General features: G+C 58.7%; 25 protein-coding genes. 8 read left to right on the plus strand and 17 right to left on the minus strand.

Features of this window, described 5'->3' with window-relative positions; all coding sequences use genetic code 11:
• Positions 1-274 precede the first annotated feature (274 nt).
• Complete coding sequence (locus AC13CN_RS10585) at positions 275-664, minus strand: DUF4168 domain-containing protein (RefSeq protein ID WP_039175645.1); 390 nt, start codon at positions 662-664, stop codon at positions 275-277.
• A gap of 147 nt (positions 665-811) precedes the next feature.
• On the opposite strand from AC13CN_RS10585, the gene AC13CN_RS10590 reads away from it, so the two are divergent.
• Positions 812-1,735, plus strand: coding sequence for a DMT family transporter (locus AC13CN_RS10590; protein ID WP_062361032.1), 924 nt, complete (start codon positions 812-814; stop codon positions 1,733-1,735).
• Between the two features lie 37 nt (positions 1,736-1,772).
• Positions 1,773-2,540 (plus strand): EAL domain-containing protein, encoded by a 768-nt coding sequence (locus AC13CN_RS10595; RefSeq protein WP_455685089.1) that lies wholly within the window; start codon positions 1,773-1,775, stop codon positions 2,538-2,540.
• Between the two features lie 7 nt (positions 2,541-2,547).
• On the opposite strand, the gene mtgA is transcribed toward AC13CN_RS10595, so the two are convergent.
• The 4 genes from mtgA to AC13CN_RS10615 all read right to left on the minus strand — a co-directional run bounded on the left by mtgA (position 2,548) and on the right by AC13CN_RS10615 (position 6,391).
• Positions 2,548-3,264 carry a monofunctional biosynthetic peptidoglycan transglycosylase gene (gene mtgA / locus AC13CN_RS10600; protein WP_016916327.1) on the minus strand — a complete coding sequence of 239 codons (717 nt, stop codon included), beginning with the start codon at positions 3,262-3,264 and terminating at the stop codon, positions 2,548-2,550.
• Positions 3,265-3,276: 12 nt separating this feature from the next.
• Positions 3,277-4,131, minus strand: a complete 855-nt coding sequence (fghA, locus tag AC13CN_RS10605) for an S-formylglutathione hydrolase (RefSeq protein WP_016916326.1) — start codon at positions 4,129-4,131, stop codon at positions 3,277-3,279.
• A gap of 72 nt (positions 4,132-4,203) precedes the next feature.
• Entirely contained in the window at positions 4,204-5,313 is a 1,110-nt protein-coding gene (locus AC13CN_RS10610) for an S-(hydroxymethyl)glutathione dehydrogenase/class III alcohol dehydrogenase (protein WP_062361028.1), read from the minus strand.
• 88 nt (positions 5,314-5,401) lie between these two features.
• Entirely contained in the window at positions 5,402-6,391 is a 990-nt protein-coding gene (locus AC13CN_RS10615) for an MBL fold metallo-hydrolase (RefSeq protein WP_244891583.1), read from the minus strand.
• Between the two features lie 124 nt (positions 6,392-6,515).
• Between AC13CN_RS10615 and AC13CN_RS10620 the strand changes: the two genes are divergently transcribed.
• Positions 6,516-7,403, plus strand: coding sequence for a LysR family transcriptional regulator (locus AC13CN_RS10620; protein ID WP_054641524.1), 888 nt, complete (start codon positions 6,516-6,518; stop codon positions 7,401-7,403).
• On the opposite strand, the gene AC13CN_RS10625 is transcribed toward AC13CN_RS10620, so the two are convergent.
• A complete protein-coding gene (locus tag AC13CN_RS10625) occupies positions 7,400-8,767 on the minus strand; it encodes an L-serine ammonia-lyase (protein WP_083024172.1) in 1,368 nt (455 codons plus the stop codon). The genes AC13CN_RS10620 and AC13CN_RS10625 overlap by 4 nt on opposite strands.
• A 189-nt stretch (positions 8,768-8,956) precedes the next feature.
• Between AC13CN_RS10625 and AC13CN_RS10630 the strand changes: the two genes are divergently transcribed.
• Positions 8,957-9,598 (plus strand): hypothetical protein, encoded by a 642-nt coding sequence (locus tag AC13CN_RS10630; RefSeq protein ID WP_083024174.1) that lies wholly within the window; start codon positions 8,957-8,959, stop codon positions 9,596-9,598.
• Between the two features lie 180 nt (positions 9,599-9,778).
• Positions 9,779-11,350 (plus strand): AbgT family transporter, encoded by a 1,572-nt coding sequence (locus AC13CN_RS10635; protein WP_074210216.1) that lies wholly within the window; start codon positions 9,779-9,781, stop codon positions 11,348-11,350.
• 109 nt (positions 11,351-11,459) lie between these two features.
• Here AC13CN_RS10635 and rpoD read toward each other — a convergent pair whose 3' ends face one another.
• The 3 genes from rpoD to rpsU form a co-directional block, all read right to left on the minus strand.
• Positions 11,460-13,316 carry an RNA polymerase sigma factor RpoD gene (rpoD, locus tag AC13CN_RS10640; protein WP_044629663.1) on the minus strand — a complete coding sequence of 619 codons (1,857 nt, stop codon included), beginning with the start codon at positions 13,314-13,316 and terminating at the stop codon, positions 11,460-11,462.
• Between the two features lie 235 nt (positions 13,317-13,551).
• Positions 13,552-15,411 (minus strand): DNA primase, encoded by a 1,860-nt coding sequence (dnaG, locus tag AC13CN_RS10645; protein ID WP_253557035.1) that lies wholly within the window; start codon positions 15,409-15,411, stop codon positions 13,552-13,554.
• A gap of 187 nt (positions 15,412-15,598) precedes the next feature.
• Entirely contained in the window at positions 15,599-15,814 is a 216-nt protein-coding gene (gene rpsU / locus AC13CN_RS10650; RefSeq protein WP_016416934.1) for a 30S ribosomal protein S21, read from the minus strand.
• A 200-nt stretch (positions 15,815-16,014) separates the two neighbouring features.
• Here rpsU and tsaD point away from each other — a divergent pair, with 200 nt between their 5' ends.
• Positions 16,015-17,058 (plus strand): tRNA (adenosine(37)-N6)-threonylcarbamoyltransferase complex transferase subunit TsaD, encoded by a 1,044-nt coding sequence (tsaD, locus tag AC13CN_RS10655; RefSeq protein ID WP_137093553.1) that lies wholly within the window; start codon positions 16,015-16,017, stop codon positions 17,056-17,058.
• Positions 17,059-17,109: 51 nt separating this feature from the next.
• Here tsaD and plsY read toward each other — a convergent pair whose 3' ends face one another.
• Positions 17,110-17,679 carry a glycerol-3-phosphate 1-O-acyltransferase PlsY gene (plsY, locus tag AC13CN_RS10660; RefSeq protein WP_054641174.1) on the minus strand — a complete coding sequence of 190 codons (570 nt, stop codon included), beginning with the start codon at positions 17,677-17,679 and terminating at the stop codon, positions 17,110-17,112.
• 101 nt (positions 17,680-17,780) lie between these two features.
• Here plsY and folB point away from each other — a divergent pair, with 101 nt between their 5' ends.
• Together folB and folK are read left to right on the plus strand one after the other, a co-directional pair.
• Complete coding sequence (gene folB / locus AC13CN_RS10665) at positions 17,781-18,161, plus strand: dihydroneopterin aldolase (protein ID WP_044629667.1); 381 nt, start codon at positions 17,781-17,783, stop codon at positions 18,159-18,161.
• Positions 18,158-18,703 (plus strand): 2-amino-4-hydroxy-6-hydroxymethyldihydropteridine diphosphokinase, encoded by a 546-nt coding sequence (folK, locus tag AC13CN_RS10670; protein WP_044629668.1) that lies wholly within the window; start codon positions 18,158-18,160, stop codon positions 18,701-18,703. Before folB ends, folK begins: the two co-directional genes overlap by 4 nt.
• Before the next feature lie 5 nt (positions 18,704-18,708).
• Here folK and AC13CN_RS10675 read toward each other — a convergent pair whose 3' ends face one another.
• Genes AC13CN_RS10675 through AC13CN_RS10705 form a run of 7 tightly spaced genes read right to left on the minus strand, consistent with a single transcriptional unit; the run spans position 18,709 to position 26,492 of the window.
• On the minus strand, positions 18,709-19,836 hold the full coding sequence (locus AC13CN_RS10675; RefSeq protein WP_074210212.1) for a tRNA nucleotidyltransferase/poly(A) polymerase-related protein: 1,128 nt from the start codon (positions 19,834-19,836) through the stop codon (positions 18,709-18,711).
• The gene (locus AC13CN_RS10680; protein WP_089675383.1) at positions 19,837-20,652 is read right to left on the minus strand and encodes a symmetrical bis(5'-nucleosyl)-tetraphosphatase; all 816 of its coding nucleotides are present in this window, start codon (positions 20,650-20,652) and stop codon (positions 19,837-19,839) included.
• A 22-nt stretch (positions 20,653-20,674) separates the two neighbouring features.
• Positions 20,675-21,052 carry a Co2+/Mg2+ efflux protein ApaG gene (gene apaG / locus AC13CN_RS10685; RefSeq protein WP_044629671.1) on the minus strand — a complete coding sequence of 126 codons (378 nt, stop codon included), beginning with the start codon at positions 21,050-21,052 and terminating at the stop codon, positions 20,675-20,677.
• Positions 21,049-21,897 carry a 16S rRNA (adenine(1518)-N(6)/adenine(1519)-N(6))-dimethyltransferase RsmA gene (gene rsmA / locus AC13CN_RS10690; protein WP_253557034.1) on the minus strand — a complete coding sequence of 283 codons (849 nt, stop codon included), beginning with the start codon at positions 21,895-21,897 and terminating at the stop codon, positions 21,049-21,051. The genes apaG and rsmA overlap by 4 nt, the downstream gene beginning before the upstream one ends.
• Positions 21,898-21,923: 26 nt before the next feature.
• Positions 21,924-22,967, minus strand: a complete 1,044-nt coding sequence (gene pdxA, locus AC13CN_RS10695; protein WP_044629673.1) for a 4-hydroxythreonine-4-phosphate dehydrogenase PdxA — start codon at positions 22,965-22,967, stop codon at positions 21,924-21,926.
• Complete coding sequence (locus AC13CN_RS10700; protein ID WP_172416447.1) at positions 22,967-24,007, minus strand: peptidylprolyl isomerase; 1,041 nt, start codon at positions 24,005-24,007, stop codon at positions 22,967-22,969. Before AC13CN_RS10700 ends, pdxA begins: the two co-directional genes overlap by 1 nt.
• Positions 24,008-24,044: 37 nt before the next feature.
• Entirely contained in the window at positions 24,045-26,492 is a 2,448-nt protein-coding gene (locus AC13CN_RS10705; protein ID WP_253557033.1) for an LPS-assembly protein LptD, read from the minus strand.
• Between the last annotated feature and the right edge of the window lie 52 nt (positions 26,493-26,544).

The following is a 26,544-nucleotide window of genomic DNA, read 5'->3' on the forward strand; positions in this document are numbered from 1 at the left end:
CGACGGACACCCTTGCTGTTCAGCTAACGGTTCCCGCTATCAGGGTCCGTAGGGGACTCTCACCCCCAAGTCATCCCGCCAACCACCACGGTTGACCGGATAGCGCCTGAGCGGCGCTTCGCGCCATGCCTGGCGCACCACCAAAAAAAGCCCAGCGCGTTGGCGCTGGGCTTTTAGACCACAGAACAGGCAGGTACTTCGCACGTTAAGGAAAATCTGGCACTATCCTGCAGGTCTCGATGGTTCACCACCGCCAGAGGCGGTGGCAACAGGCTTATGACTGGCTAGCCATTTCTTGAACGCGCTGCATCATTTCCGGATCCTGCTGGATGGATTGACCGATAGCATTGAACGTGTCGACGTCCAGACCGCTGTCTTCGACCACTTCGATCATGCGGTCATTGGCTTCAGCGCGAACTTCCTGTTGGGCAGCTTCGTCTTCTGCTTCCTGCAGACGCTGGGTGTACTCCTGAGAGATCACGGCGATTTCTTGAGAAGCATCGGCGAACTGCTGTAGCTGCTGATCAGAAAAATCCTGTGCAGGCGCCTGCTGGGTCGCCATCGGATCTTGTGCCGGGTCCTGGGCTTGCTGGGCGTGAGCGGTGCCCGCCATCAGACCCGTCGCAAGAAGTGCAGCAGAGAACAGAGCAGTCATACGTTGCATGGTAAGAAACCTCATTGACGCGTTATGAATGTGCCCAGTGTGACGCGTGGTTCAGGCACAGGTTCCATCTTTTATGTAAAAACACGTTTCAAGAAGAACATAACGTAACAACAACAGATAAACAACACGCTGGCAAATAGGAGCTTTATGTCTAGCCATTTCAAGGCCTTGCAAAACATACACGGCCATTCGCTCGCCCTGGCCGCCATGCCTGGGCTCTTCGTGCTGTTATGGAGCACGGGGTTCATTGGTGCCAAGTTTGGCCTGCCCTACGCCGAACCCTTCACGTTTTTGTTTATCCGCTTCGTGTTGACGCTGCTGCTGCTCGTGCCGCTGACCTTGCTGATGCGCATTCCATGGCCGAGTTCACCAAGGCTATGGATGCATATCGGGATATCGGGCCTGCTCGTGCATGCCACCTATCTTGGCGGCGTATTCTATGGCATTTACCTGGGAATGCCAGCGGGTCTGGCGGCCTTGCTGGTCGGCTTGCAGCCATTGTTGACCGCCGCCTGTGCAGGCCCACTGCTGGGCGAACGCCTGGGCGCGCGGCAATGGCTGGGCCTGGCGCTGGGGCTGGTAGGCATCTGCCTGGTGCTGGGCAGCAAGCTGGAGTTTGGCAGTTCGCTGTTCAGCGGTTTTGGCATGGGGGCACTGGTCAGTGTACTCGCCGCATTGCTGGGTATTTCACTGGGCACGCTGTACCAGAAACGCTACTGCACCAGCATGCCGCTGCTGTCGGGTGCAGTGATTCAGTACCTGGCAGCAGGCACCCTGCTGGGCCTGGGCGCGCTGTTGTTCGAGACCCGCTCCGTAACGTGGAGCACGACCTTCCTGCTGACGCTGGGCTGGCTCGTGCTGATTCTGTCAATTGCCGCTATCCTGTTATTGATGGCCTTGATAAAAAAGGGGGAGGCTTCCCGCGTGGCAAGCCTCTTTTATCTGGTGCCTCCCGTGACCGCGCTGCAGGCGTGGTGGTTATTTGATGAACGGCTGCCGCTGATGGGGCTCATCGGCATGGTCATTGCCATCGCAGGGGTGGTGATGGTCGTCAAATCCGCCAGCAAATAACCCTAATAATTTTGATCGTTCCAGGGCTTGGAAGAACATGACAGCACAACCTCATTGCGCCAGAGTAAACGGCGTCTGCAACCGCTGCGACACACCGGTACCATTCGCGTTTACCATGGCCTTTCAGCCCATCGTGGACGTAGCACGTCGTAAAGTGATCTATTACGAGGCGTTGGTACGAGGCGTCAACGGTGAGTCCGCTTTTTCCATTCTTGAGCAGGTGACCGACGACCTGCTGTATCGCTTTGACCAGGCATGTCGGGTCAAAGCCATCGAGTTGGCCAGTGAGCTGGGGATGGAGGCGCGTCTCTCGATCAACTTTCTTCCCAATGCCGTCTACGAACCCGAAGCCTGTATTCAATCTACCCTGGAAACATCACGCCGGGTGGGCTGGCCCACCGAGCGGCTGAACTTCGAAATCACCGAAACCGAACGGGTGGTCGACCGAACACACCTGCGCAACATCATCGATAGCTATCGCCGCATGGGGTTCACCACGTCGTTGGATGATTTTGGCAACGGCTATGCCAACCTGAACCTGTTGACCGATTTGCGACCGGATACGCTGAAGGTAGACCGAGAGCTGGTCATGGGCTGCGACGGCAATCCACGGCGGCAGGCCATTCTCAAAAGCCTGGTCGCCCTGGCGCGCACGCTGGGCACCCAACTGGTGGCCGAAGGGGTCGAGACACGGGCAGAGTCACGCTGCCTGCTGGACTTGGGCATTTCGGTACAGCAGGGGTACTATTTCGCCAGGCCACAGGTAGGTGTGCTGGCCAGCGTGGCTGACGAGCAATACGATTGAAGAAGGTTCAAAGCCGTTCGAGGTAAGCCGTGCCACCCAGATTACGCATCTGTTGGCGGATCCACTGGCCGCGGCGCTCGACCTGGGCGTCGGGTCGCGATGCGCTGCGAGTGCGCGGGCTAGGCAGGATGGCCGCCAGCAGGCTGGCCTGGCGCTCGGTCAAGGCACTTCCGGAAGCACCAAAGTAGTGGTCGGCGGCAGCTTCCAGCCCAAACACCCCGGTATCCCACTCGGCCACGTTCAGGTACACCTCCAGAATCCGCTGCTTGCTCCAGAAGGTTTCGATCAGCAGGGTGAACCACGCTTCCAGCCCTTTGCGCAGCCAGCTGCGCCCACTCCATAGGAAAACGTTCTTGGCCGTTTGCTGGCTGAGCGTACTGGCTCCCCGCAGCCTCGAGCCATCGCGGCTGGCCTCCCAGGCACGACGCAGCTCCACCACATCGAAACCACGATGAATCGGGAAGCGTTGGTCCTCGGCGGCAATCACCGCCAGCTTGGCGTTATTCGAGAGATTGTCCCAACTACGCCACTGGTGCTGGATGGTGATGGGTTCGCGATGGACCCAGCTTTGTACCTTGCGTTCCACCATCACCATGGAACCCGGCGGCGGCACGAAGCGAAACAGCCACACCAGCGCCACCGAGAGCAGCACAAAGGCCAGCGCGCCACGCCAAACAAGACGCCAAAGCAGACGAAGAACTCGGCGCAGCGCGCGATTGACCATGTCTCGGTACCCTTAACGTTTCATGAGGTGCTCCGCATGATAGCGCAAATGGTCCTCGATGAACGAGGCGATGAAGAAGTAACTATGATCGTAGCCTGGCTGACGGCGCAGCGTTAGCGGGTGATCATGCTCGGCGCATACCGCTTCCAGACGCTCGGGCATCAGCTGCTCTTCCAGGAACTGATCGGCTTCCCCTTGATCGATGAACAACCGCTGCCGGGAAGCGCCATTGGCTACCAGCTCGCAGGCATCGTACTGGCGCCAGCGGGTCTGATCTTCCCCAAGGTAGCTGGTGAAGGCTTTTTGCCCCCAAGGGCAGTTCATCGGGTTCACGATCGGCGCAAAGGCCGATACCGAACGGAAGCGCCCCGGATGACGCAGCGCCAGGATCAATGCACCGTGCCCCCCCATGGAGTGCCCACTGATCGACTCGCGGCCATTGACCGGAAAATGCTGACGCACCACGGACGGCAGCTCTTCGACCACATAATCGTACATGCGGTAGTGAGGCTTCCAGGGCGCCTGGGTGGCGTTCACGTAGAAACCTGCGCCAGACCCCAGATCGTAGCTTTCATGCTCGCCGGGCAACTCCGTGCCGCGCGGGCTGGTATCCGGACATACGATCGCCACGCCCAGCTCTGCCGCAATGCGGTGCGCGCCGGCTTTCTGCATGAAGTTTTCGTCATTGCAGGTCAACCCCGACAGCCACCACAGCAGGGGCACCCGCTCGTTTTCGGCTTGTGGCGGCAGGTACACCGCAAAGACCATGTCGCAGTCCAGGGCTCGGGAGTAGTGGCGGTAGCGCTTGTGCCAACCGCCAAAACTGCGGTTTGCCGACACCAGCTCCAACGTTTCACTCATGCTCATAGGCAGGCTCCTTAAACAGTGAAACGCGGCGGGTTGCCCCGGCCGCGTTCTTTCAGGCTGCTTTCATCATACTCAGTAATGCAGAACGGTACGAATGCTCTTGCCGGCATGGAGCAGGTCGAAGGCTTCGTTGATCTTCTCAAACGGCATGTCATGGGTAATGAAGTCGTCGATGTTCAGCTCGCCGTTCATATAACGCTCTACATAACCCGGCAGCTCGCTACGGCCTTTCACACCACCGAACGCCGAGCCTTTCCAAACGCGGCCTGTCACCAGCTGGAAGGGACGGGTTGAGATCTCTTCGCCTGCGCCTGCCACGCCGACAATGATCGATTCACCCCAGCCTTTGTGGCAGCACTCAAGCGCTGAACGCATCACGTTGACGTTGCCGATACACTCAAACGAGTAGTCGACGCCGCCATCGGTCATATCAACGATGACCTGTTGGATCGGGTCACTGTAATCTTTGGGGTTGACGAAATCAGTCGCGCCGAACTGCTTGGCCAGCACAAATTTGTCTGGATTGACATCAATCGCGATGATTTTAGAAGCTTTCGCCATCACCGCCCCCTGAATCACCGCCAAGCCAATGGCACCCAAGCCGAACACGGCAACGGTAGAGCCGGGCTCTACTTTCGCGGTATTCATAACGGCACCAATACCCGTGGTAACACCGCAGCCCAGCAGGCAGATTTTATCCATCGGCGCTTCTTTGGAGACCACCGCCAGCGATACTTCCGGCAACACGGTGTACTCACTAAACGTGGAGGTGCCCATGTAGTGGTGCAGCATTTTGCCGTCTAGCGAGAAGCGTGATGTGCCGTCTGGCATGACACCTTTACCTTGGGTCGCACGTACGCTACCACAGAGGTTGGTTTTACCTGAGAGGCAGAATTTACACTTACCGCACTCGGCGGTGTAGAGCGGAATAACGTGGTCGCCAGGTTTCACGCTGGTAACACCTTCGCCCACTTCTTGAACAACGCCCGCGCCCTCGTGGCCCAGTACGGCAGGGAAGTTGCCCTCAGGGTCGGCACCGGACAGCGTAAAGGCGTCTGTGTGACACACGCTGGTGGCGGCCATTTTCACCAGCACTTCTCCCGCCTTCGGGCCTTCAACATCAATCTCAACCAGCTCAAGCGGCTTACCCGCTTCTAATGCAACCGCAGCACGTGATTTCATGGTCACTCCTAGCTAAAGTTTATTGACTATCGTTTAAATGTCTGTGAGTGAGCACGCCGTGGCGCACTCGACTTACCAAGGGTGTGGATTACTCGCTATCGCGGGCGATAGGCGCAAACTCAATGGGCAGCCAGCGGTAGCCTTCTTCGTCTTCGACGATGTGACCGATGCCCGGGAACGGCATGTGAGCACCGGCCACCCAGTGCTTCTCATCGACCGCTCTCTCCAGCACCGCTTCACGTGTGTGTACCGCTTGCTCGGGGTCGGAATCGAATTCGATGGCAACGCTTGGGTCAGCAAACTGCACGCCGTAGCTGTGGACGACATCGCCCCATACCAACATGGCGTCGTCATCACTATTGAGCATAAAGCTCGCATGGCCCGGCGTATGGCCGTGAGTATCCCGCGCAACGATGCCCATCAGCAGCTCATCGCCCGACGCAAAGGGGCTGAATCGGCCAGCCTCTTGATAGGGCGCCACGGCCTCTTGTGCCATGGTAAAGAAGGCACGCTCCTCCTCTGGAAGCGCTTGAGAGCGCTCTTCGTCCAACCAGAAGTCAGCGTCGCCTTCGCTGGCGCGCAGCTCGGCATTGGGATAGACCGCCTCACCGTTCTCATCCACCAAACCGCACACATGGTCCGGGTGCAGGTGGGTCATCAAGATCGTATCGACCTGTTCCGGTGCATAGCCCGACGCGCGTAAGTTCTGCTCGACCTGGCCCAGTGTGGGACCAAAACACGCCGCCGACCCTGCATCAACGAGCACCAGGTTCTGGCCGGTGTGAATCAAAAAAGCGTTCACGGCAGTTTGCATGCCGTTCTCAGCATCGATGAATAATGCGTCGAGATGGCGCAGAATCTCGTCATGCTCCATGCCTTTTAAGAGCGAGGTGTCTAGTGTGGTATGGCCATCGTACAGCGCCGTCACTTCGGTATCGCCTACCATCATACGGAACCAGCCCGATGCCTGCTCTTGCTGCTGGGCAGGCACCTCTGCCTGAGCGGCAGCGACCCAACCGGCGCTGATAGCAGCCACCAAAGCACGCCGTGGCCAGCGTGAAGAGATCATCGACATCATCAAACACTCCATGAAAACGCGAGATAGACCTGAAGTGTAGGTCAGCTAGGCGAGAAAGATAAAGCGGGATACACTCACAAGATTATTGCTCCTGAGCAACAATCTCTTTCATTAAGGGTTCGCCATGCAGCGCTGGGATCGTATCGAAGCCTTCGTCGAGGTGGTCAGGCTGGGCACCTTTTCCGCCGCCGCTCGACACCTCAAAGTCTCTACCTCGCATATCAGCCGTTTGGTCAGCCAGCTAGAGAACCAACTAGGCGTGCAGCTACTCTACCGCACCACACGGCAGATTCGGCTGACCGATGCTGGGGCCTTGTACGCGGAGCACTGCCGCCATTTGTTCGATGGGCTGCGTGATGCCGAGCAGGCGATCAGCGAGCTGCAGGCCAAACCCCATGGGCTACTAAAACTGACCTCGGCAACGACTTTCGGTGAGCGCTACGTTGCCCCGCTAGTCAATGACTTCCAGCGCCTGCACCCTCAGCTCGAAGTACACATGCACTTCACCAATCGCCCGGTGGAGTTGATCGAAGAGGGTTTCGACATCGCCATTCGCATGGGGGTGTTGAAAGACTCCAGCCTGATTGCCCGGCGGCTGTGCGGACGCCGCGAATACGTGGTGGGCTCACAGGCCTATTTTCGTCAGGCGCCCCGTCCCCACACGCTGGGCGAGCTGAGCCAACACCGCTGCCTGCTGGGGTCGCGCCCCAACTGGCTGTTCGAAGTGCACGGTCAGCGGCGAGAGGTCAAGGTAGAGGGGTGCTGGAGCAGCAACTCGGGGCCTGCCCTGCTGGATGCCGCCCTCAAAGGGCTGGGGCTCGCCCAGCTGCCGGATTACTACGTGGCGCCTTATCTGGCCAGTGGAGAGTTAGTGTCGGTGCTGGAGCCATTCCAACACCACGACACGGCGGTGTGGGCGGTGTACCCTCGCCACCGCCACTTATCGCCCAAGATTCGTCAGTTGGTCGACCATTTGGTCGACCATATCGACACTCTGTTACCCGCTCATTAGCATTCGATGGCATTGACTGCGAGACCACCTTTCGAGGTCTCTTTGTACTTATCCTGCATATCGCGCCCGGTATCGCGCATGGTGCGGATCACTTTATCCAGCGAGACGAAGTGGTCGCCGTCACCGTGCAGCGCCATGCGTGCGGCATTGATCGCCTTCACCGAGGCAATGGCGTTGCGCTCAATACAGGGTACCTGCACCAACCCTGCCACCGGGTCGCAGGTGAGCCCTAAGTTGTGTTCCAGGCCAATTTCCGCGGCGTTTTCTACCTGCTTGGGCGTACCGCCCAGCACTTCGGCCAGCCCGGCCGCGGCCATGGCGCAGGCAGAGCCCACCTCCCCTTGGCACCCCACTTCAGCGCCGGAAATTGAAGCGTTCTTTTTGCATAGAATGCCCATGGCACCGGCAGTCAGCAAAAAATTCACTACATCGGCATCGCAGGCGTCCGGCTCGAACTTTAGATAGTACGCCAGCACGGCGGGCACGATACCCGCGGCACCGTTGGTAGGCGCGGTCACCATCCGCTTACCAGCGGCATTCTCTTCGTTCACTGCTAGCGCAAACAGGTTGACCCAGTCCATCACGGTAAAACTGGTCACAATCAGGCGCTGATTGTCGGGCGGCGAGAGCAATTGCTGATGCAGTGAATGGGCGCGGCGGCGGACATTTAAGCCGCCCGGTAGGCGCCCGGTGGCCTCCAGGCCATTATCAATGCTCTGGCGCATGGCGTGCCAGATGGTGAGTAATTCGTCACGTATCGCGGCTTCGCTACGCCAAGCTTTCTCGTTTTCTAACATCAGCTCGCTGATGCTTAGGCCGTGCTGCTGGCACAGTGTCAGTAACTCATTTGCTGACTCAAAGGGATAAGGCAACGCTGTTTTGTCTTCATCCAGCCCGCCTCGGTCAGCGCAGGCCTGGTCCACATAAAATCCACCGCCCAGGGAGTAATAGGTGTTCGTACTGATCACCGTATCTCCTTCATACGCCGTGAGTACCATGGCGTTAGGATGAAACGGCAGGCAGGCCTCATCCCATTCGATATCACGTGCGCGCTGAAACGCTAGCGCTTGGCCGTTGGGAAGCCTCAATGGCTCGCTGTTATCCAATGCGGCTAAGCGCTCGGCGATAGTATCAAGGTCAACCGCCTCTGGCGTCTCGCCCATCAACCCCATCACCACGGCATTATCAGTGCCGTGACCGACACCAGTCGCTGCCAGCGAGCCGTGCAGCCTTACCACAACACGGCTGACCTTGGGCGCTGTCAGCGCCATGACGAAATCTCGCGCTGCCCGCATGGGCCCAACGGTATGTGAGCTGGATGGGCCAATGCCAATCCGAAACAGATCAAACACACTAATTGCCATAAAAGTGCCTGCCCCTAGAGGTAATTATTACGCTTCTTGTAGCGCTACTTTGTAGCCTAACCGGCTAGCCGTCGAGCAATTCTCAGCTAGTTAGACGTGCGAGCATAGAAATGTGACGATATAATTAACATTCACCCCTGCATGTTTGTTTACCTCCCGTAACATTTTATCTCCGATAAGGACACTGGTATGTCACCATCTCCCCCCTGGGCGATTAGCTTTCGCACCGCGCTACTTCGTGCCACTCTGTACACGCTCGCCATCGGTGGTATCGCCCAAGGCGGTTACCTGGAAGTGCTTTACCTGCCTGAAGTTCGCTACACCGAGCTTGGTTTTACCGAATTCACCCAAACCTTGGTATTAGCAAGCTGCTGCGCGCTACTGATCTATATTCGCCACGTATTGAACGTATGGCCCACCGTCACGCTGCTGCTGGCGTTTATCAGCGCATCGCTCGTGCGTGAGCAGGACTACTTTCTCGATCACTACGTGGCGGAAGACACCTGGAAATATCTCGTCGCGCTGATTGTGCTACCGAGCCTTGCCTGGGTCATTATTCATCGTCAGCGTTTCCTGGATGAGTTCCGCTACTACAGCAATACGTTTTCATTTGGGCTGTTCGCGGCAGGTGTCCTGGTCACTTATATCTTTTCTCGTCTATATGGACGTCAGGATTTTTGGCGCGCCGTGCTTGAAGAGAGCTACATTCGCGACTTTAAAGATATCGCCGAAGAGGCCATTGAACTGCTGGGCTACAGCTTAATTCTGTTCGCCCTAATTGAACTATTTTTCCTCGCTCGCCGCCTGCATCGCGCACGGCTGACGCTTTAATACCTCCTGACGTTCGCCCCTTCTCAAGCGCCGCTGACTGGCTCAGTCAGCGGCGTTTCATTTTTTAAATTCCGCTATGCGTAAAGCCATTTGCGCCGCTTGCATCATCAACGTAGTGTCAGCCACCAAACCTATATAGGCATTTTTGCTGAAAAATAACCTATCAACGATATAAACCTTATGACAAACCCACAAAATCGTGAAGAAAACCTAAAACGCGGAGCATTTACCCGCTTTCTCGATAGCGTCGAGTGGCTAGGTAATCTGCTGCCGCACCCGGTCACACTATTTGCCATTCTCTGCGTACTGGTCGTTGTGGCGAGCGGCATTGCGGCAGCGCTTGGCGTTTCAGTCGCTGACCCGCGCCCCGCCAATGAGGGCGAGTGGATTGCAGTGAACTCACTCTTAAACGCGGAAGGTCTACGCCGCCTGGTTACCGAAATGGTGACTAACTTCACCAGCTTTGCGCCCCTGGGCACGGTACTAGTGGCCATGCTAGGGGTGGGAGTTGCCGAACACTCTGGCTTGTTGTCCGCTAGCATGCGCGCACTAGTGCTTAACCGTTCACCACGCATCGTCACCTATGCAGTGGTGTTTGCCGGAATCATGTCGAACATGGCCGCCGAGCTTGGCTATGTGGTACTGATTCCGCTAGCAGCGATGATCTTTCATTCCTTAGGTCGGCACCCGCTAGCGGGCCTGGCGGCGGCGTTTTGTGGCGTCTCCGGCGGCTACAGCGCCAACTTATTGATTGGCACCGTCGACCCGCTGCTCTCTGGCATTACCCAGGAAGCGGCACGGTTGCTCGACCCTACCTATTCAGTCGGGGCTGAAGCCAACTGGTTCTTTATGTTTGCCAGCACCTTCTTTGTGACTCTCATTGGCGGCTTGGTCACCGAACGCATTGTGGAACCTAAGCTTGGCAAGTTTGACTCCGCCTATGCGGATAGCGATATCGACCAGAACCGTATGGAGGGCCTGACGCCCACTGAAAAGCGGGCACTAAAAGGTACCGGCTTAGCCACCCTGGCCCTCATTGCGCTGGTCGCTGTGATGGTAGTGCCAGAAAGTGGCATTCTGCGGAACCCGGAGACGGGCCTTGTGAGCGGCTCACCCTTCCTGCGCGGCATTGTGGTTATTGTCGCCATTGCCTTCACCGTGCTGGGCTTTGTCTATGGTCGACTCGCGGGCACCATGCAAAACGATCGCGATATCGTCGATGCCATGGCCAAAAGCATGAGCAGCCTGGGGCTCTATATTGTACTGGTGTTCTTTGCCGCTCAGTTCGTGGCGCTGTTCAACTGGAGTAATTTTGGCACCGTGACTGCCGTGGCGGGCGCTGACCTGCTGGACTCCCTTGGCTTGCGCGGCCCTGGCCTGTTTGCGCTGTTCATCCTCATGTGCGCCTTCGTGAACCTGTCGCTGGGTAGCGCGTCGGCGCAGTGGGCGGTCACTGCCCCTATCTTCGTCCCCATGCTGATGCTCATGGGTTACGCGCCCGAAGTCATTCAGGCGGCGTATAGGATCGGCGATTCCGTCACCAACCTGATTACGCCCATGATGAGCTACTTTGGCCTGATTCTCGCAGTGGCGACCCGTTATCGTAACGACATGGGCATCGGCACGCTGGTCGCTCTCATGCTGCCTTACACGCTGTTCATGCTGATCGGTTGGAGCGTGCTGTTCTTTATCTGGGTGTTTATTCTTGGCTTGCCGGTTGGTCCAGGCTCTGCCACTTACTACACGCTCTAAGCTTTAAACGGCATAACATAAACCGAAAAGCCCGCCGTTCAGAGAACGGCGGGCTTTTCGGTCTTCGTGGCGACTCTATTTCACCACTCACTCTTCACTACTCGCGGCTTTACTCGTCTAGGAACGAACGAAGCGGTTCTGAGCGGCTGGGGTGACGCAGCTTGCGCAGCGCTTTGGCCTCGATCTGACGAATCCGCTCACGGGTGACGTCAAACTGTTTGCCCACCTCTTCCAGCGTGTGGTCAGTATTCATATCAATACCAAAGCGCATACGCAGGACTTTCGCTTCGCGGGCAGTCAAGCCACCCAGCACGTTGCGGGTTGCTTCGATCAAGCCTTCGCCGGTGGCCATATCGATCGGCAGCAACATGGTGCCGTCTTCGATAAAGTCACCCAGGTGCGAATCGTCGTCATCACCAATCGGCGTCTCCATGGAGATCGGCTCTTTGGCGATTTTGAGCACCTTGCGCACCTTGTCTTCCGGCATTTCCAGGCGTTCGCCCAGCTCTTCCGGCGTCGGCTCACGACCCATCTCTTGCAGCATCTGGCGGGAAACACGGTTGAGCTTGTTGATCGTCTCAATCATGTGTACCGGGATGCGAATGGTACGCGCCTGATCGGCAATCGAGCGAGTGATGGCCTGACGAATCCACCATGTCGCGTAGGTCGAGAACTTGTAGCCACGACGGTATTCGAACTTGTCCACCGCCTTCATCAAGCCGATGTTGCCTTCCTGGATCAGGTCCAGGAACTGCAGGCCACGGTTGGTGTACTTCTTGGCAATCGAGATTACCAAGCGCAAGTTCGCCTCAACCATCTCTTTCTTGGCGCGACGAGCTTTTGCTTCACCAATCGACAGCTTGCGATTCACCTCTTTGAGGTCGGCAACCGAGAGCTGCACCATGTCCTCTTCGAAGGCAATCTTACGCTGAGCGCGGGCGATATCGGCACGCAGTGGCTCTAAGCGGTCAGCGTACTTGGGATGCGCTTCTTGGAAGGCGTCCAGCCACGTCGGATCCGACTCGTGGCCCGGGAACGACTTGATGAACGTCTTGCGCGGCACCTTGGCTTTCTTGACGCACAGCTGCATGACCGCTTTTTCTTGGGCACGCACCTGTTCAACGCTGATACGTATCTGACCGACCAAACGCTCAAAGTGTTTAGGCACCAGCTTAATCGGCGAGAACAGCTCCGCTAGGCGGGCTTGTTCAGCCTTGAGCTCAGCGCTACCCCGACCATGCTTGGCCAGCACTGCTTCAACGGCAGCATTTTGCTCACGAATCTGCTCAAAACGTGCCTTCGCCTCTTCGGGGTCCGGGCCACCTTCACTGGCGGTAGTGTCGTCCTCTTCGTCGTCATCGTCGCTGTCGATATCGTCATCATCGCTCAGCTCAGTCTCAACGACAGGCTCCGGCACTTCCGCTTCAGCAACACCCGGAATACCTTCGTCGGGGTCGATAAAGCCAGAGAACAGGTCAGATAGGCGCCCAGGTGCTTCTTCATCCTGGGTAGCGTCGTAGGCTTCGAGAATAGAGGCAACTGCACCCGGCAAATAAGCCAGTGCGGACATCACTTCCCGCGTGCCTTCTTCGATCCGCTTGGCGATTTCGATTTCGCCTTCACGGGTCAAAAGCTCAACCGTTCCCATTTCACGCATATACATACGTACGGGGTCGGTGGTGCGACCTACGTCGCTTTCCACGGCGGCGAGTGCCGCAACGGCCTCTTCCGCAGCGGACTCGTCCGTGGAGTGATCCGACATCATCAAAGTGTCTTCATCTGGCGCTTCCTCAACGACACTAATACCCATGTCGTTGATCATGCCAATGATGTCTTCCACTTGATCCGGGTCGGCGATATCCTCGGGTAGATGGTCGTTGACCTCGGCATAGGTCAGGTAGCCCTGCTCCTTGCCGCGCGCGATCAACTCCTTCAGACGTGACTGCTGCTGCGCATTTCCAGCCATAGAAACCCTATCTCGACGAAGAAGAATGAAACACCTGGGGCGCTGAATCGATTAAACTCAACAAGCCGAACAGTATAGCGTAAATAGCTGGAATTTTTCCAGCGAAACGTATTTGCGCGGTCATTCAGGTGTGTTAGGTTGTTCGGTTAGGCCAGCGCCTGGCGACTAACCCTGTATGTGGTGCTGAAGCTTGTTAATTCAACCCCATTGTGCGAATTGCTTTGGTTTGACGCCCTCATATGCGCTGAATTAGCTCCATCATCAGACTCGCCAACCGCTGCCGCTGAGCTTTATCCAGCTTCTGGCCAGAACGCTCTAGTGCCAACAGCGCATCGTACTCTTCCTGGGGCGAACGCTTACGCTGCTTCTCGACCAAATGCTCTACCAGCCCGCTTAGCTCTGCTTCCCTTGCCCCCTTAGGAATCAGCAGCTCCCGCTGTGCCAGCTCTGCCAACACCTGCCCCTCATGACTACCCTGAAAATGCGCTAACACCACCTGCGGACTGCGATAGCGTCCGGCGCGCAGCAGCTCGATTAAAGCGCGGCACAGCGGCGCCTCTTCACTATTTTCTGGCAGCCAATCCAGCGATTCGGGTAGCGACGCCACCAAACGCGGCTCATGAAGCAGCAGTTGCACAATACGACTCACCGTAGAGAGCGTTTGCAGCCTTGCCCCTTGGCGGCGGCCACGTGCCGCCGAGCGAGGCAGCGCCTGCTCTGGCACCATTTCAGCGGCTGGCTCCTCAACAGGCCCCCACTGCGGCAACGCTTTTGCAGCGGCATCTGCCGTGCGCCTATCTAACAGCGCCTGCAACTGCGACTGCGCCAGCCCGCTACGCTTTGCCAGTGATTCAAGCAGTAGCGATTTGAGCATGCCTTCAGGCACTTTGTTCAATGCCTCTAGCACCTGGGTGGCAAAACGCTCGCGCCCTTCCACCGTGTTCAAGTCACGCCCCTGGGCGGCCTGCTCAAAGAGAAACTCCGAGAGCGGCATCGCACAGGTCACACGATCCTGAAATGCTTCGCTACCCTCGCGACGCACCAGTGAATCAGGGTCATCGCCATCGGGCAGAAATAGGAAACGCGCCTCACGTCCATCAATCATTTGCGGCAGCGCCGTTTCCAAGGCGCGGCTTGCCGCCTGACGGCCAGCACGGTCACCGTCAAAGCAAAACACTACTCGGCTCACCAAACGAAACAGGCGGCTTAAGTGGTCTTCCGTGGTGGCAGTTCCCAAGGTGGCGACGGCGTTATGAATGCCGTACTGGGCCAATGCCACCACGTCCATATAGCCTTCGACCATCACCAGCTGCTCGAGTTTGCTGGACGCTTGGCGCGCCTCATACAAACCATACAGCTCGCGCCCCTTATGAAAGACAGGGGTTTCTGGAGAGTTCAGGTATTTAGGCTGCTCATCCCCCATAACACGGCCACCAAAGGCGATGGTTCGGCCACGCAGATCGCGGATGGGAAACATCACCCGGTCACGAAAGCGGTCATAGGTGCGGCCGGTATCTTCCCGGTGAATCAGCAGGCCGTACTCTACCTGTACCGACTCGCCGATACCTTTTGCAGACAAGTGCTGTTTGAGCGCCTCCCAGCCACCCGGTGCATAACCAATACCATAGGTGTCGATGACCTCTGGCGACAGTCCACGGCCCTGCAGGTAGCGCTGAGCACTTTGACCCTCCTGCATTTTCAGCCGCTCACGGTAGAAACTGGCAGCCACTTCCAACAGGTTAACGCCCTCTTTACGCTTCTTCTCACGCTGCTGAGCACGCGGGTCATCCGCCCCCTCGCGGGGTACTTCGAGCCCTAAACGTCCAGCCAGTTGCTCCACCGCTTCGGGGAACGGCAGCTTGTCGTACTCCATTAAAAAACGCAGCGCGTTGCCATGAGCGCCACAGCCAAAACAGTGGTAGAACTGTTTATCGGCACTCACCGTAAACGACGGCGTTTTTTCTTGATGGAAAGGACACAAACCGGAGAAGTTGCGGCCCGCTTTTTTAAGCTGCACGCGCTCGCCAACCACTTCCACCACGTCAACGCGGCCAAGCAGGTCGTCAATAAAACGCTGTGGAATTTGGCCTGCCATGAACTGCGGGCATCCTCGCGCGAAGCGCTAATGGGCGGGCCTAACGTCATCAGGCAACGCGCCTGATCACCTTAAACCGCGCAAAACACACATCACAGAACGAAAAACAAACGGCCACCTAGTGGCGGCCGCTTGGCATCCCTCTTGAGATAACCGGCTAACTGCGCAGGCTATCCCCAGGTACGGATCAATAGAGCCGTTCGAAACGCTTACGCTCACGCTGCAACTTCTTGGCGTGACGTTTTACGGCAGCGGCCGCTTTGCGCTTACGCTCAGCAGTCGGCTTCTCGTAGTGCTCGCGACGACGTACTTCAGACAGAACGCCAGCTTTTTCGCAAGAACGCTTGAAGCGACGCAGGGCGACGTCAAACGGCTCGTTATCACGTACTTTTACAGAAGGCATTAAGCACTCACCTACCTTAAGGAGTCTTGAGTTCGGATAGTTCGCACACCGAACACAACGGTGTACGACCCAGTTTTACAGCGCACAGTAGTCTAGTCGCGGTTGGCGATCTTTGCAAATGCTTACGCCCCTCTACTGCCATAATGCTAGACTAGCCGGTTTTAAACCTCTGCCTTACCACCTACACGAGTTCTTTTGCCATGCGCGTACTGGGCATTGAAACGTCTTGCGATGAAACTGGCGTCGCTATTTACGATACCGCGTTCACCGGTGGACAGGGTCTGCTGTCCGATGCGCTGTATAGCCAAATCGCCATGCATGCGGAGTATGGCGGCGTTGTGCCTGAGCTGGCCTCTCGGGATCACACCCGCAAGCTATTGCCGCTAATTGAGCAAGTACTGAAGGATGCCAACCTCACCCGTCAAGACCTGGACGGTATCGCCTACACTGCCGGACCGGGCCTGGTTGGTGCCTTGATGGTGGGCGCTAGCACCGCTCACGGCATGGCCAAAGCTCTGAACATACCGGTGCTGGGCGTTCACCACATGGAGGGCCACCTTCTCGCCCCGATGCTGGAAGATGACGCGCCGGAGTTCCCGTTCGTGGCCCTTCTGGTCTCGGGCGGCCACACTCAGCTAGTCGAAGTACAGGGGTTAGGGCACTACCAACTGCTGGGGGAGTCGGTGGATGACGCCGCCGGGGAGGCTTTCGACAAGGCCGCCAAAATGCTCGGCCTTGCTTATCCAGGCGGCCCGCTGGTCGCAAAGCTTGCCGAACAGGGCGACCCAAAGCGCTTTCGTTTTCCGCGCCCAATGACTGATCGTCCGGGGCTGGATTTTAGTTTCTCCGGTTTAAAAACCCATACCCTGACGGCGATTCGCCAGTTAGAAGCAGCGGGCGAGCTGGATGAGCAGGCCAAAGCAGATGTGGCCCGGGCCTTTGAAGAGGCCGTGGTGGATACGCTGGTGATCAAATGCCGCCGAGCGCTCGACCAAACCGGGCTAAAGCGCATTGTTATGGCAGGTGGCGTGAGCGCCAATACGCGCTTGCGTGAACGGCTAGCGCTGGAGACCCAAAAGCGCCAAGCCCGTGCTTATTACCCTCGCGGGCGCTTTTGTACCGACAACGGCGCCATGATTGCCTATGTCGGTGCGCAGCGCTTGGCAGCCGGCGAGCGTGATGACAACGGCATAATGCAGGCGACCCCTCGCTGGCCGCTCGATACGCTTACAGCACCACGGTAGCTCTCGCGCCTATCCGCGTAGGGCTATCCGCGTAGGGCTATCCGCGTAGGGCTATCCGCGTAGGGGCGGCTCTTCCCCACGGCGTAAGCGGCGAATATTGAGGCCATGGCGGGCCAATACGAGCAGGCTAAAGCCCCCTACAACGCTGACGTAGCCGGGGGCTAGCCAGAGACACAGCAGCGGTGCCAACAGCGCGCTAACGAGCGATGCCGCCGCCGCCGTGCGCAACCGCCACGCGAGTAGCGCCCAGCAAAGCGCCGTGATCAGCGCCACGCTGGGCACCAATACCAGCAACACGCCAAACGCACTGGAGACCGACTTTCCACCACGGAAGCTAAACCAAATCGGGTAGCTGTGTCCCAGCAGCACAGCCAAGCCGACAAGCCCCTGCAGCCATACCGGCAGCGCCAGCAGCTTGGCAGCCAGCACTGCAGGCACCCCTTTTAACGCATCGAGCAGCAGCGTGGCCGCGGCGAGCCTTGGACCATACAGGCGGAGCACGTTCGAAAATCCTGGGTTGTAAGAGCCGCAAAACCGTGGATCCGTCACACCGGCCCACCGACATACGCTCACTGCCGCCAGCCAACTGCCGCTTAAATAGCCGATCACTATCCATATCATGGCCTGCCCACCCTGGCATTAGCGGCCAACGCCGCTGCCTTACTGTCGTTTCTGGTCATCCTCAAGTACAATCGCCCGCTTGTTGACCCTGGGGAAGGCCTGTGGACCGCATTTTGATCGAAGCACTCACCGTAGACACCGTCATCGGTGTCTACGACTGGGAACGCACGATAACGCAATCGCTGAGCCTGGATCTATCGCTGGCAACGGATATTCGGCCAGCGGCCGCTACGGATGATTTACGCTTAACGCTTGATTATGCCGCGATATGCCAGCGAATCCAGCAGTTCGCCGACGAGCATCAGTTCGCCTTGGTAGAAACCTTCGCTGAACGTCTCGCCGCCTGCTTGCAACATGAATTCCCGATTAGCTGGCTGCGCATGACCGTCCGAAAGCCGGGCGCGGTGCCTCAAGCGGCAAGCGTTGGTCTTGAAATCACTCGCGGTACGCTGCCGGAGGCTACCAAGGACCCGAACTTATGAGCCTGGTAACTCTCAGTCTAGGCAGCAACATTGATCCCGACACGCATATTCGCCTCTGCCTGGATGCTCTAGAAGCTACGTTTGGCCGCCTACAGATATCGCGCATTTTTGAAAGCGAGCCCGTAGGTTTCAAGGACAGCCGCAACTTTTACAACTTAGTGGTGGCGTTTGATAGCGACTGGTCGGTGGGTGAGCTCCAGGCGTGGTCTAAGCAGCTTGAGATTGATCATGGCCGCACCCCCAACATGGCTAAATACAGCCCCCGTGCTCTGGATATCGACCTGCTGACCGTCGGCAGTGTCTGCGATACGATTGATGGCGTCGCCCTGCCCCGCGCGGAAATCACCCGCAATGCCTTTGTGCTCCAGCCACTCGCTGAACTGTTACCCAACGAGCGCCACCCCGCCTGCCAAACATCCTACGCTACACTCTGGAAGCGCTTCACATTAGGTGACCAGCGCCTGTGGGCGATTGATTTTCACTGGCGGGGCCGTTGGATTTCCCAAGCAGATCCGCAGCCTCGTGCGGCGATGCCGCGCTAGCGCGACTACCCCTCGCCTAACGCACCTGCCACCGCCTTCTGCCGATGCTGGCGCAGCGCTTCTCCTAATGCCGCTCCCCGATACCCCTCGCTCAGCAGCGCTTGCGGGCTTACCGCTTGCGCTGCCTGCCACGCAGCGCGCAGCACAGCTTGGCGCTCAGGTGCCAGACGACTAACAAGCGCCAGCTGCGCCGCTACCTGGGCAGGTTTACGCCAGCCATCCAGCCGCTCCAGCCAGTGCAACACTCGCTCGCCGTTTAACGGTTCATTGAGCAACGCTTTAGTCAGCGCGGTATGGCGAGCCAACTGCGCTACTGAGTTGGGCAGCCGCAACCTGCTCGCTAGCGCGTCGCGCTGCTCATCACTAAGCACCGATACCAATAGCGCATAGCGCCAGTGGGCCAGCGCGGGTGACGAGGTCTCAGGCGCGCTGGCTAGCGCATCGAGGGCAGCAGTCAACGTCTCGCCCTCGGCAAGCTCAGGCCACCAAGTGGCAAGCGCCTGGCACTCGTTTAGCGTGGTGAAATATTGTTCAGGATTGGGTTCACCCAATGCTTTCTCGGTTTCTATCCACACCCGCTCTGCGGCTAAGTGGCCAAGCTCACCGCTTTGGCTCACTTCACGCATCAGCGTGTGGGTATCTGGGGCAATGGTAAAACCCAAGTGAGCATAGCGGGCTAAAAAGCGCGCAGTACGCAGCACCCGCAGCGGGTCTTCGCTAAACGCAGGCGATACATGGCGCAGCAGGCGCTGCTCTATATCCTGCTGGCCGTGAAAGGGGTCTGTCAGTTGGCCGCCTGGCCCTTGGGCAATGGCATTGATCGTTAGGTCACGCCGGGAGAGATCCTCTTCCAGTGTTACATCGGGGCTGGCATACACCTCGAAACCACTGTAGCCATGACCTGACTTACGCTCGGTGCGCGCCAGCGCATACTCTTCCGCCGTGTGCGGGTGCAAAAACACCGGAAAATCTCGGCCAACGGGTTTAAAGCCCCGCTGACGCATCGCTTCCGGTGTGGCCCCCACCACCACCCAGTCGTGGTCCACTACTGGCCAGCCAAGCAGCGCATCCCGCACCGCGCCGCCTACCCGGTAAACGTCAAGCCCTTGGGTCAATGCATCCTGTTGAAACACTTAACGGCCTCCTTGCAGGCTCGGCACGCTAGTACGCTCACCGGTGTCCAGGTTCATCGCGGTGAGCGAGCCACCCCACACGCAGCCGGTATCTAGCCCTTGAACGTTGATCTTCGCATTCGGCGTGCGCCCTTCCAGTGCCGCCCAGTGGCCAAACAGAATGTGCAGATCATCCTGACGAGCAAATTGAAACCAGGGGGCAAAGCCTGCCGGTGCGCTATCGAGCCCCTCCTTGGCGGCAAAATCGAGGCGCTCCTGCGCATCAATGAAGCGCATGCGGGTAAACACGTTAACGATGCAGCGCAGGCGATCCACGCCTTCCAAGTCCTCCCGGAAACGGTCAGGCTGATTACCAAACAACTGGGTCAGAAACGCACCCGCGCTTTCACTGTGTAGCGCCGCCTGAACTTCACCGCTCAGCGCCAGAGCCTGCTCAGCACTCCAGCTCGGCAACACTCCGGCGTGGGTCATTAACGTATTGCCTTCTTGAACCGCCAAAGGCTGGCTCTGCAGCCAATCCAGCAGCGCTTCCCGCTGGGGCGAGGCGAGAATATCGTCCAGCGTATCGTTTTTCTTCAATCTGCCGCCCCCGCGGGCGACCACCAGCAGGTGAAAATCGTGGTTACCGAGCACACAGCGCACGGCACTGCCCAGCGCTTTAGCTTCCTGCAGGCAGGCAAGCGACCCTGGGCCACGGTTAATCAAATCCCCAACCAGCCAGAGCGTATCGTGGGTCGGGTTAAAGTCTATTGCTTCCAGCAGGCTAATAAATTCAACATGGCAGCCGTGCAGGTCGCCAATGACATAGATACTCATGGGCATTCCCGGCTAACAGAGTTCAGTGCAGTTGACGGGGCACCGCTAGACGAAAAGGCGAAACGGGCACATCAAAAGCCCGCTGGGTATACGTATTAAGCAGGGTGTAGGCACCCTCCATCACACCGACCGGCGTTTGCAAAATCGCCCGGCTGGTATAACGAAAACGCTGGCCAGGGCCAATCAGCGGCTGCTGGCCCACCACGCCCTTGCCACGCACCTCTTGGCTGTCGCCGCTGCCCTGGGTGATTTTCCAGTAACGCGCCATTAGCTGTACGCTGTGCGGGCTTTGGTTATGAACCGTCACCGTGTAGCTAAACACGTAGCGGGATTCACTGTCGCTAGACTCTGCGTCACGAAACTCCGGCGTGACGCTCACCTCAATGTCTAAACCGCTCAAGCCTCATCACTCCCCTTAGTATCACCGTTAGCCACTGCGCTGGCCGCCTCATCGGCGGCTACTTGGTTGGCAATTGCCACGTACTCCGCCACGGTTAGAGTTTGCGGCCGCCGTGCAGGGTCAATGCCTAGCGCTTCCAACGTGTCGGCACTCACCCGCCCTTTCAGGTTATTCCGCAGGGTTTTACGCCGCTGGCCAAAGGCCAGCTTCACCAGCTCGAACAGCAGCGCCGGGTCATCGGCGGTGTGGGGCAGGTGTTCGCGGGGCGTTAAGCGCACAATCGCGGAATCTACCTTCGGACGCGGTACAAAGGCTTCCGGCGGCACGATGAATAGCTGGTCTACCTGGCAGTAGTACTGCGCCATGACGGAAAGACGGCCCCAGTCGGTGCTGCCTGGCTCGGCGGCCAAGCGCTCCACTACCTCTTTTTGCAGCATGAAGTGCATATCGGCGATGGCGCTGCCCATACTCAGCAAATGCACGATCAAAGGCGTGGAGATGTTGTAAGGCAGGTTACCCACTACCCTCAGCGCCGGGCCATCGCCCTTCAGCTCGGCAAAATCGAACTTCAGCGCGTCGCCTTCGTGAATCACGAACTCGGGGTAGTTGAAAAACTGCACCCGTAGGCCAGGAATCAGGTCGCGGTCGAGTTCGATTACTTCCAGCTTGCCAGTCGCCTCTAACAGCGGCGCCGTCAGTGCCCCTTGCCCAGGGCCGATTTCAACGAGTCGGTCACCTTCACGTGGCCCAATGGCGCGGATGATACGAGAAATAATACCGAGATCCCGCAGAAAGTTTTGACCGAAACGTTTACGAGCGCGGTGCTGCTGAGGCACTTGAGACATCTAACAGTGTTCCTTGGAGGGTTGATTCATGGAGCGGCCAGGGTGCTGGCACGCTGGGCAGCAAGCCGCTGTGCAAGCGATAGCGCGACGCCCAGGCTGTTGGGGTCGGCAGTGCCGCGGCCCGCCAAATCCAGCGCGGTGCCGTGGTCCACTGAAGTACGTACCAGCGGTAGGCCGAGGGTAATATTCGCAGCTTGCCCAAAGCCTGCGTATTTTAGCACTGCCAAGCCCTGGTCGTGATACATCGCCAGCACCGCATCGACTCCGGCTAGGTGGCGTGGAGTGAACAGCGTATCGGCGGGCAGCGGCCCTTGGATATCCAACCCGTCGGCACGCAGCGCGTCGAGGGCCGGAATGATCGTGTCCAGCTCTTCGCGCCCCAAATGCCCTTCTTCCCCGGCATGGGGGTTGAGGCCGCACACCGCAATGCGCGGATTCAAGATGCCAAATTGGCGCCGCAGGTCAGCGGCCAGTAAGCGGCTAATCTGGGTGACCCGCTCGAACGTGATGGCATCGGCCACGTCACGCAGCGGCAGATGAGTCGTCACCAGCGCCACGCGCAAATCGCCGCTGCCTTGCCAAAGCGGGTTCTTGGCATGCAGCGCGGCATCGGTCGCCAGCAGCATCACCACCTCATCGACGCCACAGGCGTCGCGCAACCACTCGGTATGGCCGGTGAAGTGGGGAAAGCCCCCTTCGATGATGACCCCTTTATGCAGCGGCGCGGTGACCATTGCCGCAGCCTGCCCTGCTTGGCAGGCGTCTACGGCAATTTGCAGTGTCTCCAACACGTAGCGGGCATTGGCGGGATCGAGCCCCCCAGGCGTGGCAGGCGCTCGCAGTGTGGCGGGCCACACCACCAAACGCCCTGGAGAGGATATATCCAAGCCACCCGGCGCGGCCTCGACGACCTCTACGGCCAGCCCGAGCAGCGCGGCGCGCTGGCGCAGCATCTGCGGGTCACCCACCGCCACCGTGTTGGCTAATTGCCCACGAGCGGCCAGCATCAGCGCAAGCTCTGGCCCGATGCCCGCAGGCTCACCGGTGGTCAACAGCAGCGGCCGCGTCATTAGAGACGGATATCCACGAAGGCCTGTTCACGAATTTCACGCTGCCAGGTTTGCAGCTCTTCGTTGGCACGACGCTGGAAAATCGCTTGGCGCACCTGCTCACGACGGCTCTCTTCGGTCACGTCCTGACGGCGACGCTCCAGCACTTCGATGACGTGATAGCCGAACTGAGAGCGCACAGGCTCGGAGAGCTGGTTAGGGCTGAGCGATGTCATGGCTTCTTCGAACGCAGGGACCGTTTGGCCAGGGCGCACCCAGCCCAGGTCGCCGCCGTTCATGGCGCTACCACGATCGTCGCTGTACTCACGGGCCACCGACGCGAAGTCTGCGCCCTGCTGTAAACGCTGGCGAGCCTCTTCTGCGCGGGCGCGGGCTTGGTTCTCGTTACGCGTAGGCGTCAGTTCCACCAGGATATGGCGGGCACGGGTCTCTTCGATAAAGGCTTGCCCCTGCTGCTGGCTTGGCTGCTGGCTCAAGAAACGCTCCACATCGCGATCGGAGACCGTGACGCGCTGACTGATCTGGCGCTGCTGTACTTGACGCATCAACATTTCACGGCGTACGTCTTCGCGCACGTCGGCCAGAGTAATGCCGTCGGCTTCTACCGCATCGGCAAACTGATCCAGCGTCATGTTGTTGGATTCGGCAATGCTGCGTAGCTGGCGGTTGAGTTCGGTGTCATCCACACTCAGATTGGCTCGGCGGGCCATTTGCAGCTGGATTTCATCCATGACCATACGCTCCAACACTTGCTGGGCCAGCTGGTTACGCGGCGGCAAATTGCCGCCCTGAGCCGCTGCTTGCTGCTCCACCTGGGCAATGCGGTCATCCAACTCGCTGCGCATGATGACGCCATCATTGACGACCGCGACGACGCTATCCAACTGCTGACGCTGGGCCGACTCGAAATTTTGCGCATGCACGGTCAGCGGAACCAGCGCCGCGCTCGTGCCCAGGCAAAGCACCATCAGGCTGCCTGCGGACAGCTGGGTGGCTCGTTTCTTCAGCGCGCAGCTCAGCAAGGTCTTTCTGATCATCATAAAAAGTCTCTTTCAGTCGCTATTTTAAAGTGGTCGTTCATAAGGGCGTGGGACGGTAGCCAGGAATCGCCTGCTCAAAGTAGCCGTCGGCCTCTTGACCCACGCCACCTAGACCACGAAACACAAAGCGCAAAAATAGCCCGCGGTCGTTGAAGTCATCGCCAACCCGCGCCGTATCGTTATCGTCGATCCATTCACGCCATACCAGCTGTACGCCATAGCAGCAGTCGTTCCACTGCAGGCCCGCGAGCTGTTCCAGGGGACGGTTGTTGGTTTGATCGTGCAGGTAGCGGCCAATCAAATCAATCCTTGGGTTCGCTTTCCACGCCAGCGAAAGATCCCACTCTTCGCGACTGTAGTCACGGAAGCCATCGTCGCCGGGTATCACGCTCGGATCGAACCCTTCGATCTCCCAACGGTAGCCAAGGTTCACTACGTGCCCTTCCGGGTGGCGATAGCGTACATCCACACTGGAGCGCTCGGTCTGTTCACGCTCGTCATCGTAGAGCCATTCGTAGCCGGTACTCCAGCGATCCGATATTTGCCAATCCAGGCGAGTGACCAGCGGAGAGCGGTCACGGGTGGCCTGATAGCGGCTTTCCGGATTCACGGAAGGGTCTTCGCTGGGGCGCGGCGGCAGCGTGTCCGGGTCGCCTTCGCTATCGATGCGCCGCTCGGAGAAGTAGTAGCTTTGACCGACGCCGAAGGTGAGTCGGTCCCGACCAGCGCTATCTTCGATCAAGCGTGACTGTACGCCCAACGAGACGCGATTCAGATCACCGACCCGGTCAGCCCCCGAGAAGCGGTGCGGGGACCAGAGCTGATCCCAGGAGAATACCCGTTCACGGCTATCGAAGTCCGGCAGCTGGGTCTGGTCGGTACGCGGCACGTAGGCATAGTTAACGCGGGGTTCAAGCGTCTGGCGATAACCGCGCCCGCCTAGCTCAAGCTCACGCTCAAATACCAGGCCGCTGTCGATGGAAGTGATCGCCACGCTGCGCGTCGGTGAGGTCGTGCGATCGGTCACTCGGTCGCCATAATCCAGCTCGTAAGCAGTGTGCCAAAGCTCGGTGCGTGGCTCGATATAGCCCCAGGGCTGCTCATAGCGCCAGCCCACCGCAGGCGTCAGGTGAAGGCGCGAACCGATGGCCGCCTCGCGCTCCGGAACTCGCCGCTCATCCACGTCGCGCCAGAAATAGGTCGCGTTCGAGCGCCACTGGGTATACAGGCCGTTGTCTAGCTGCCAGTTGGCATTGGCGGTCAAACTCGGCAGGCGGTAGAACGGACGGTCGGTATCGCTGAGCGGGTCTTCCAAACGTTGGAAGCCCTGGGCACGGGCGTCTAACTGCCAGCGCTCGCCGCGGTAGTCCACCTGCGCCAGGCGCTCCATACTGACCCGATCACCGCTGCCGAACTCACCCCCAAAGTCGTCGAAATAGCGCCCGTCGCTGGCGGCGCCGTAACGGAGCCGGTAATCACTGCGGGGCGTTAACGTGCCCGCGTGCTGGGCATCAATGTACCAGCGGTCGTCGCCTTCAAAGCGGTTGTCACCTCTATTGGTGCCGCCGTCGCTATCGAGATAACCGCCCTCGACCAAGCCTTGGCTCTCTTCCAGCAGGTAGCGGTACTCGCCGTTGAGCAGCAGTCCTCGGTCAGACATCCAGCGCGGGGTAATGGTGGCATCCTGGTTCGGTGCAATGTTCCAGTAGAAAGGCTGGGTATAACCAAAGCCATCGCTTGAGAAGCTCACTGACGGCGAGAGCAGCCCGGTATGGCGGCGGTCATCAATGGGGAAGCGCAGCCACGGCCAGTAAAATACCGGCACATCTTTAACTTCCAGGCGCGCATGGCGGGCAGTGCCAAACCCCGAGGCTTGATCGAGGCGAATATCACTACCTACCAACTGCCAGCTATTGGCGCCGGGGTCACAGGTGGTAAACGTGGCCTCCTGAAGGCGGTACTGATTTTCGCCGGTCTGCTCTAGCTGGCTGGCCTGGCCGCGCAGGTGCTGGTCGTAGAGCACATAGTGGCTGTTACGCAGCGAGGCGCGGTCTTCGTTCAGCATGAGGGTGGCTTGCTCGCCACGCACCAGGGCTTGTCCATCGCGGATAGCCAGGTTGCCCTCAGCATCCACCTGCTGACGGTCTGCGGGTAGAAAGACGCGCTCTGCCTGCAGTTCGGTATCGCCCCGGCGTAGTACCACGTCGCCACGCAGCAGGGCTTCACCGTCTGCGGCGTAATCCACTTCCCGGGTTTCTACCGAGAGCGTTTCCGGGTTCTCTTCCGCTGGCAAGCGGTAGGCGGGCATCACATAGCGCCCCCGACATAGCTGTTGCGGCGCTTCGTCTTGGCTCCAGGCCTGCCAGTCCAGCGCTTCTGCGGGCAGGGTTTGGTCCTGCGCCACCGCTGAAAACGAGGCGCCAGCGAGCAAACTGCCCAGCAGCGTATGCGCAACCGGTACGGTGCGCGAGATTCGCTTGCCCATGTTCGTTATCCTTGGCATCCAGAATCGGTATTATACAGCCCGCATGATGCCC

The sequence above is a fragment of the Vreelandella sp. L-25 genome (genome assembly GCF_056857535.1).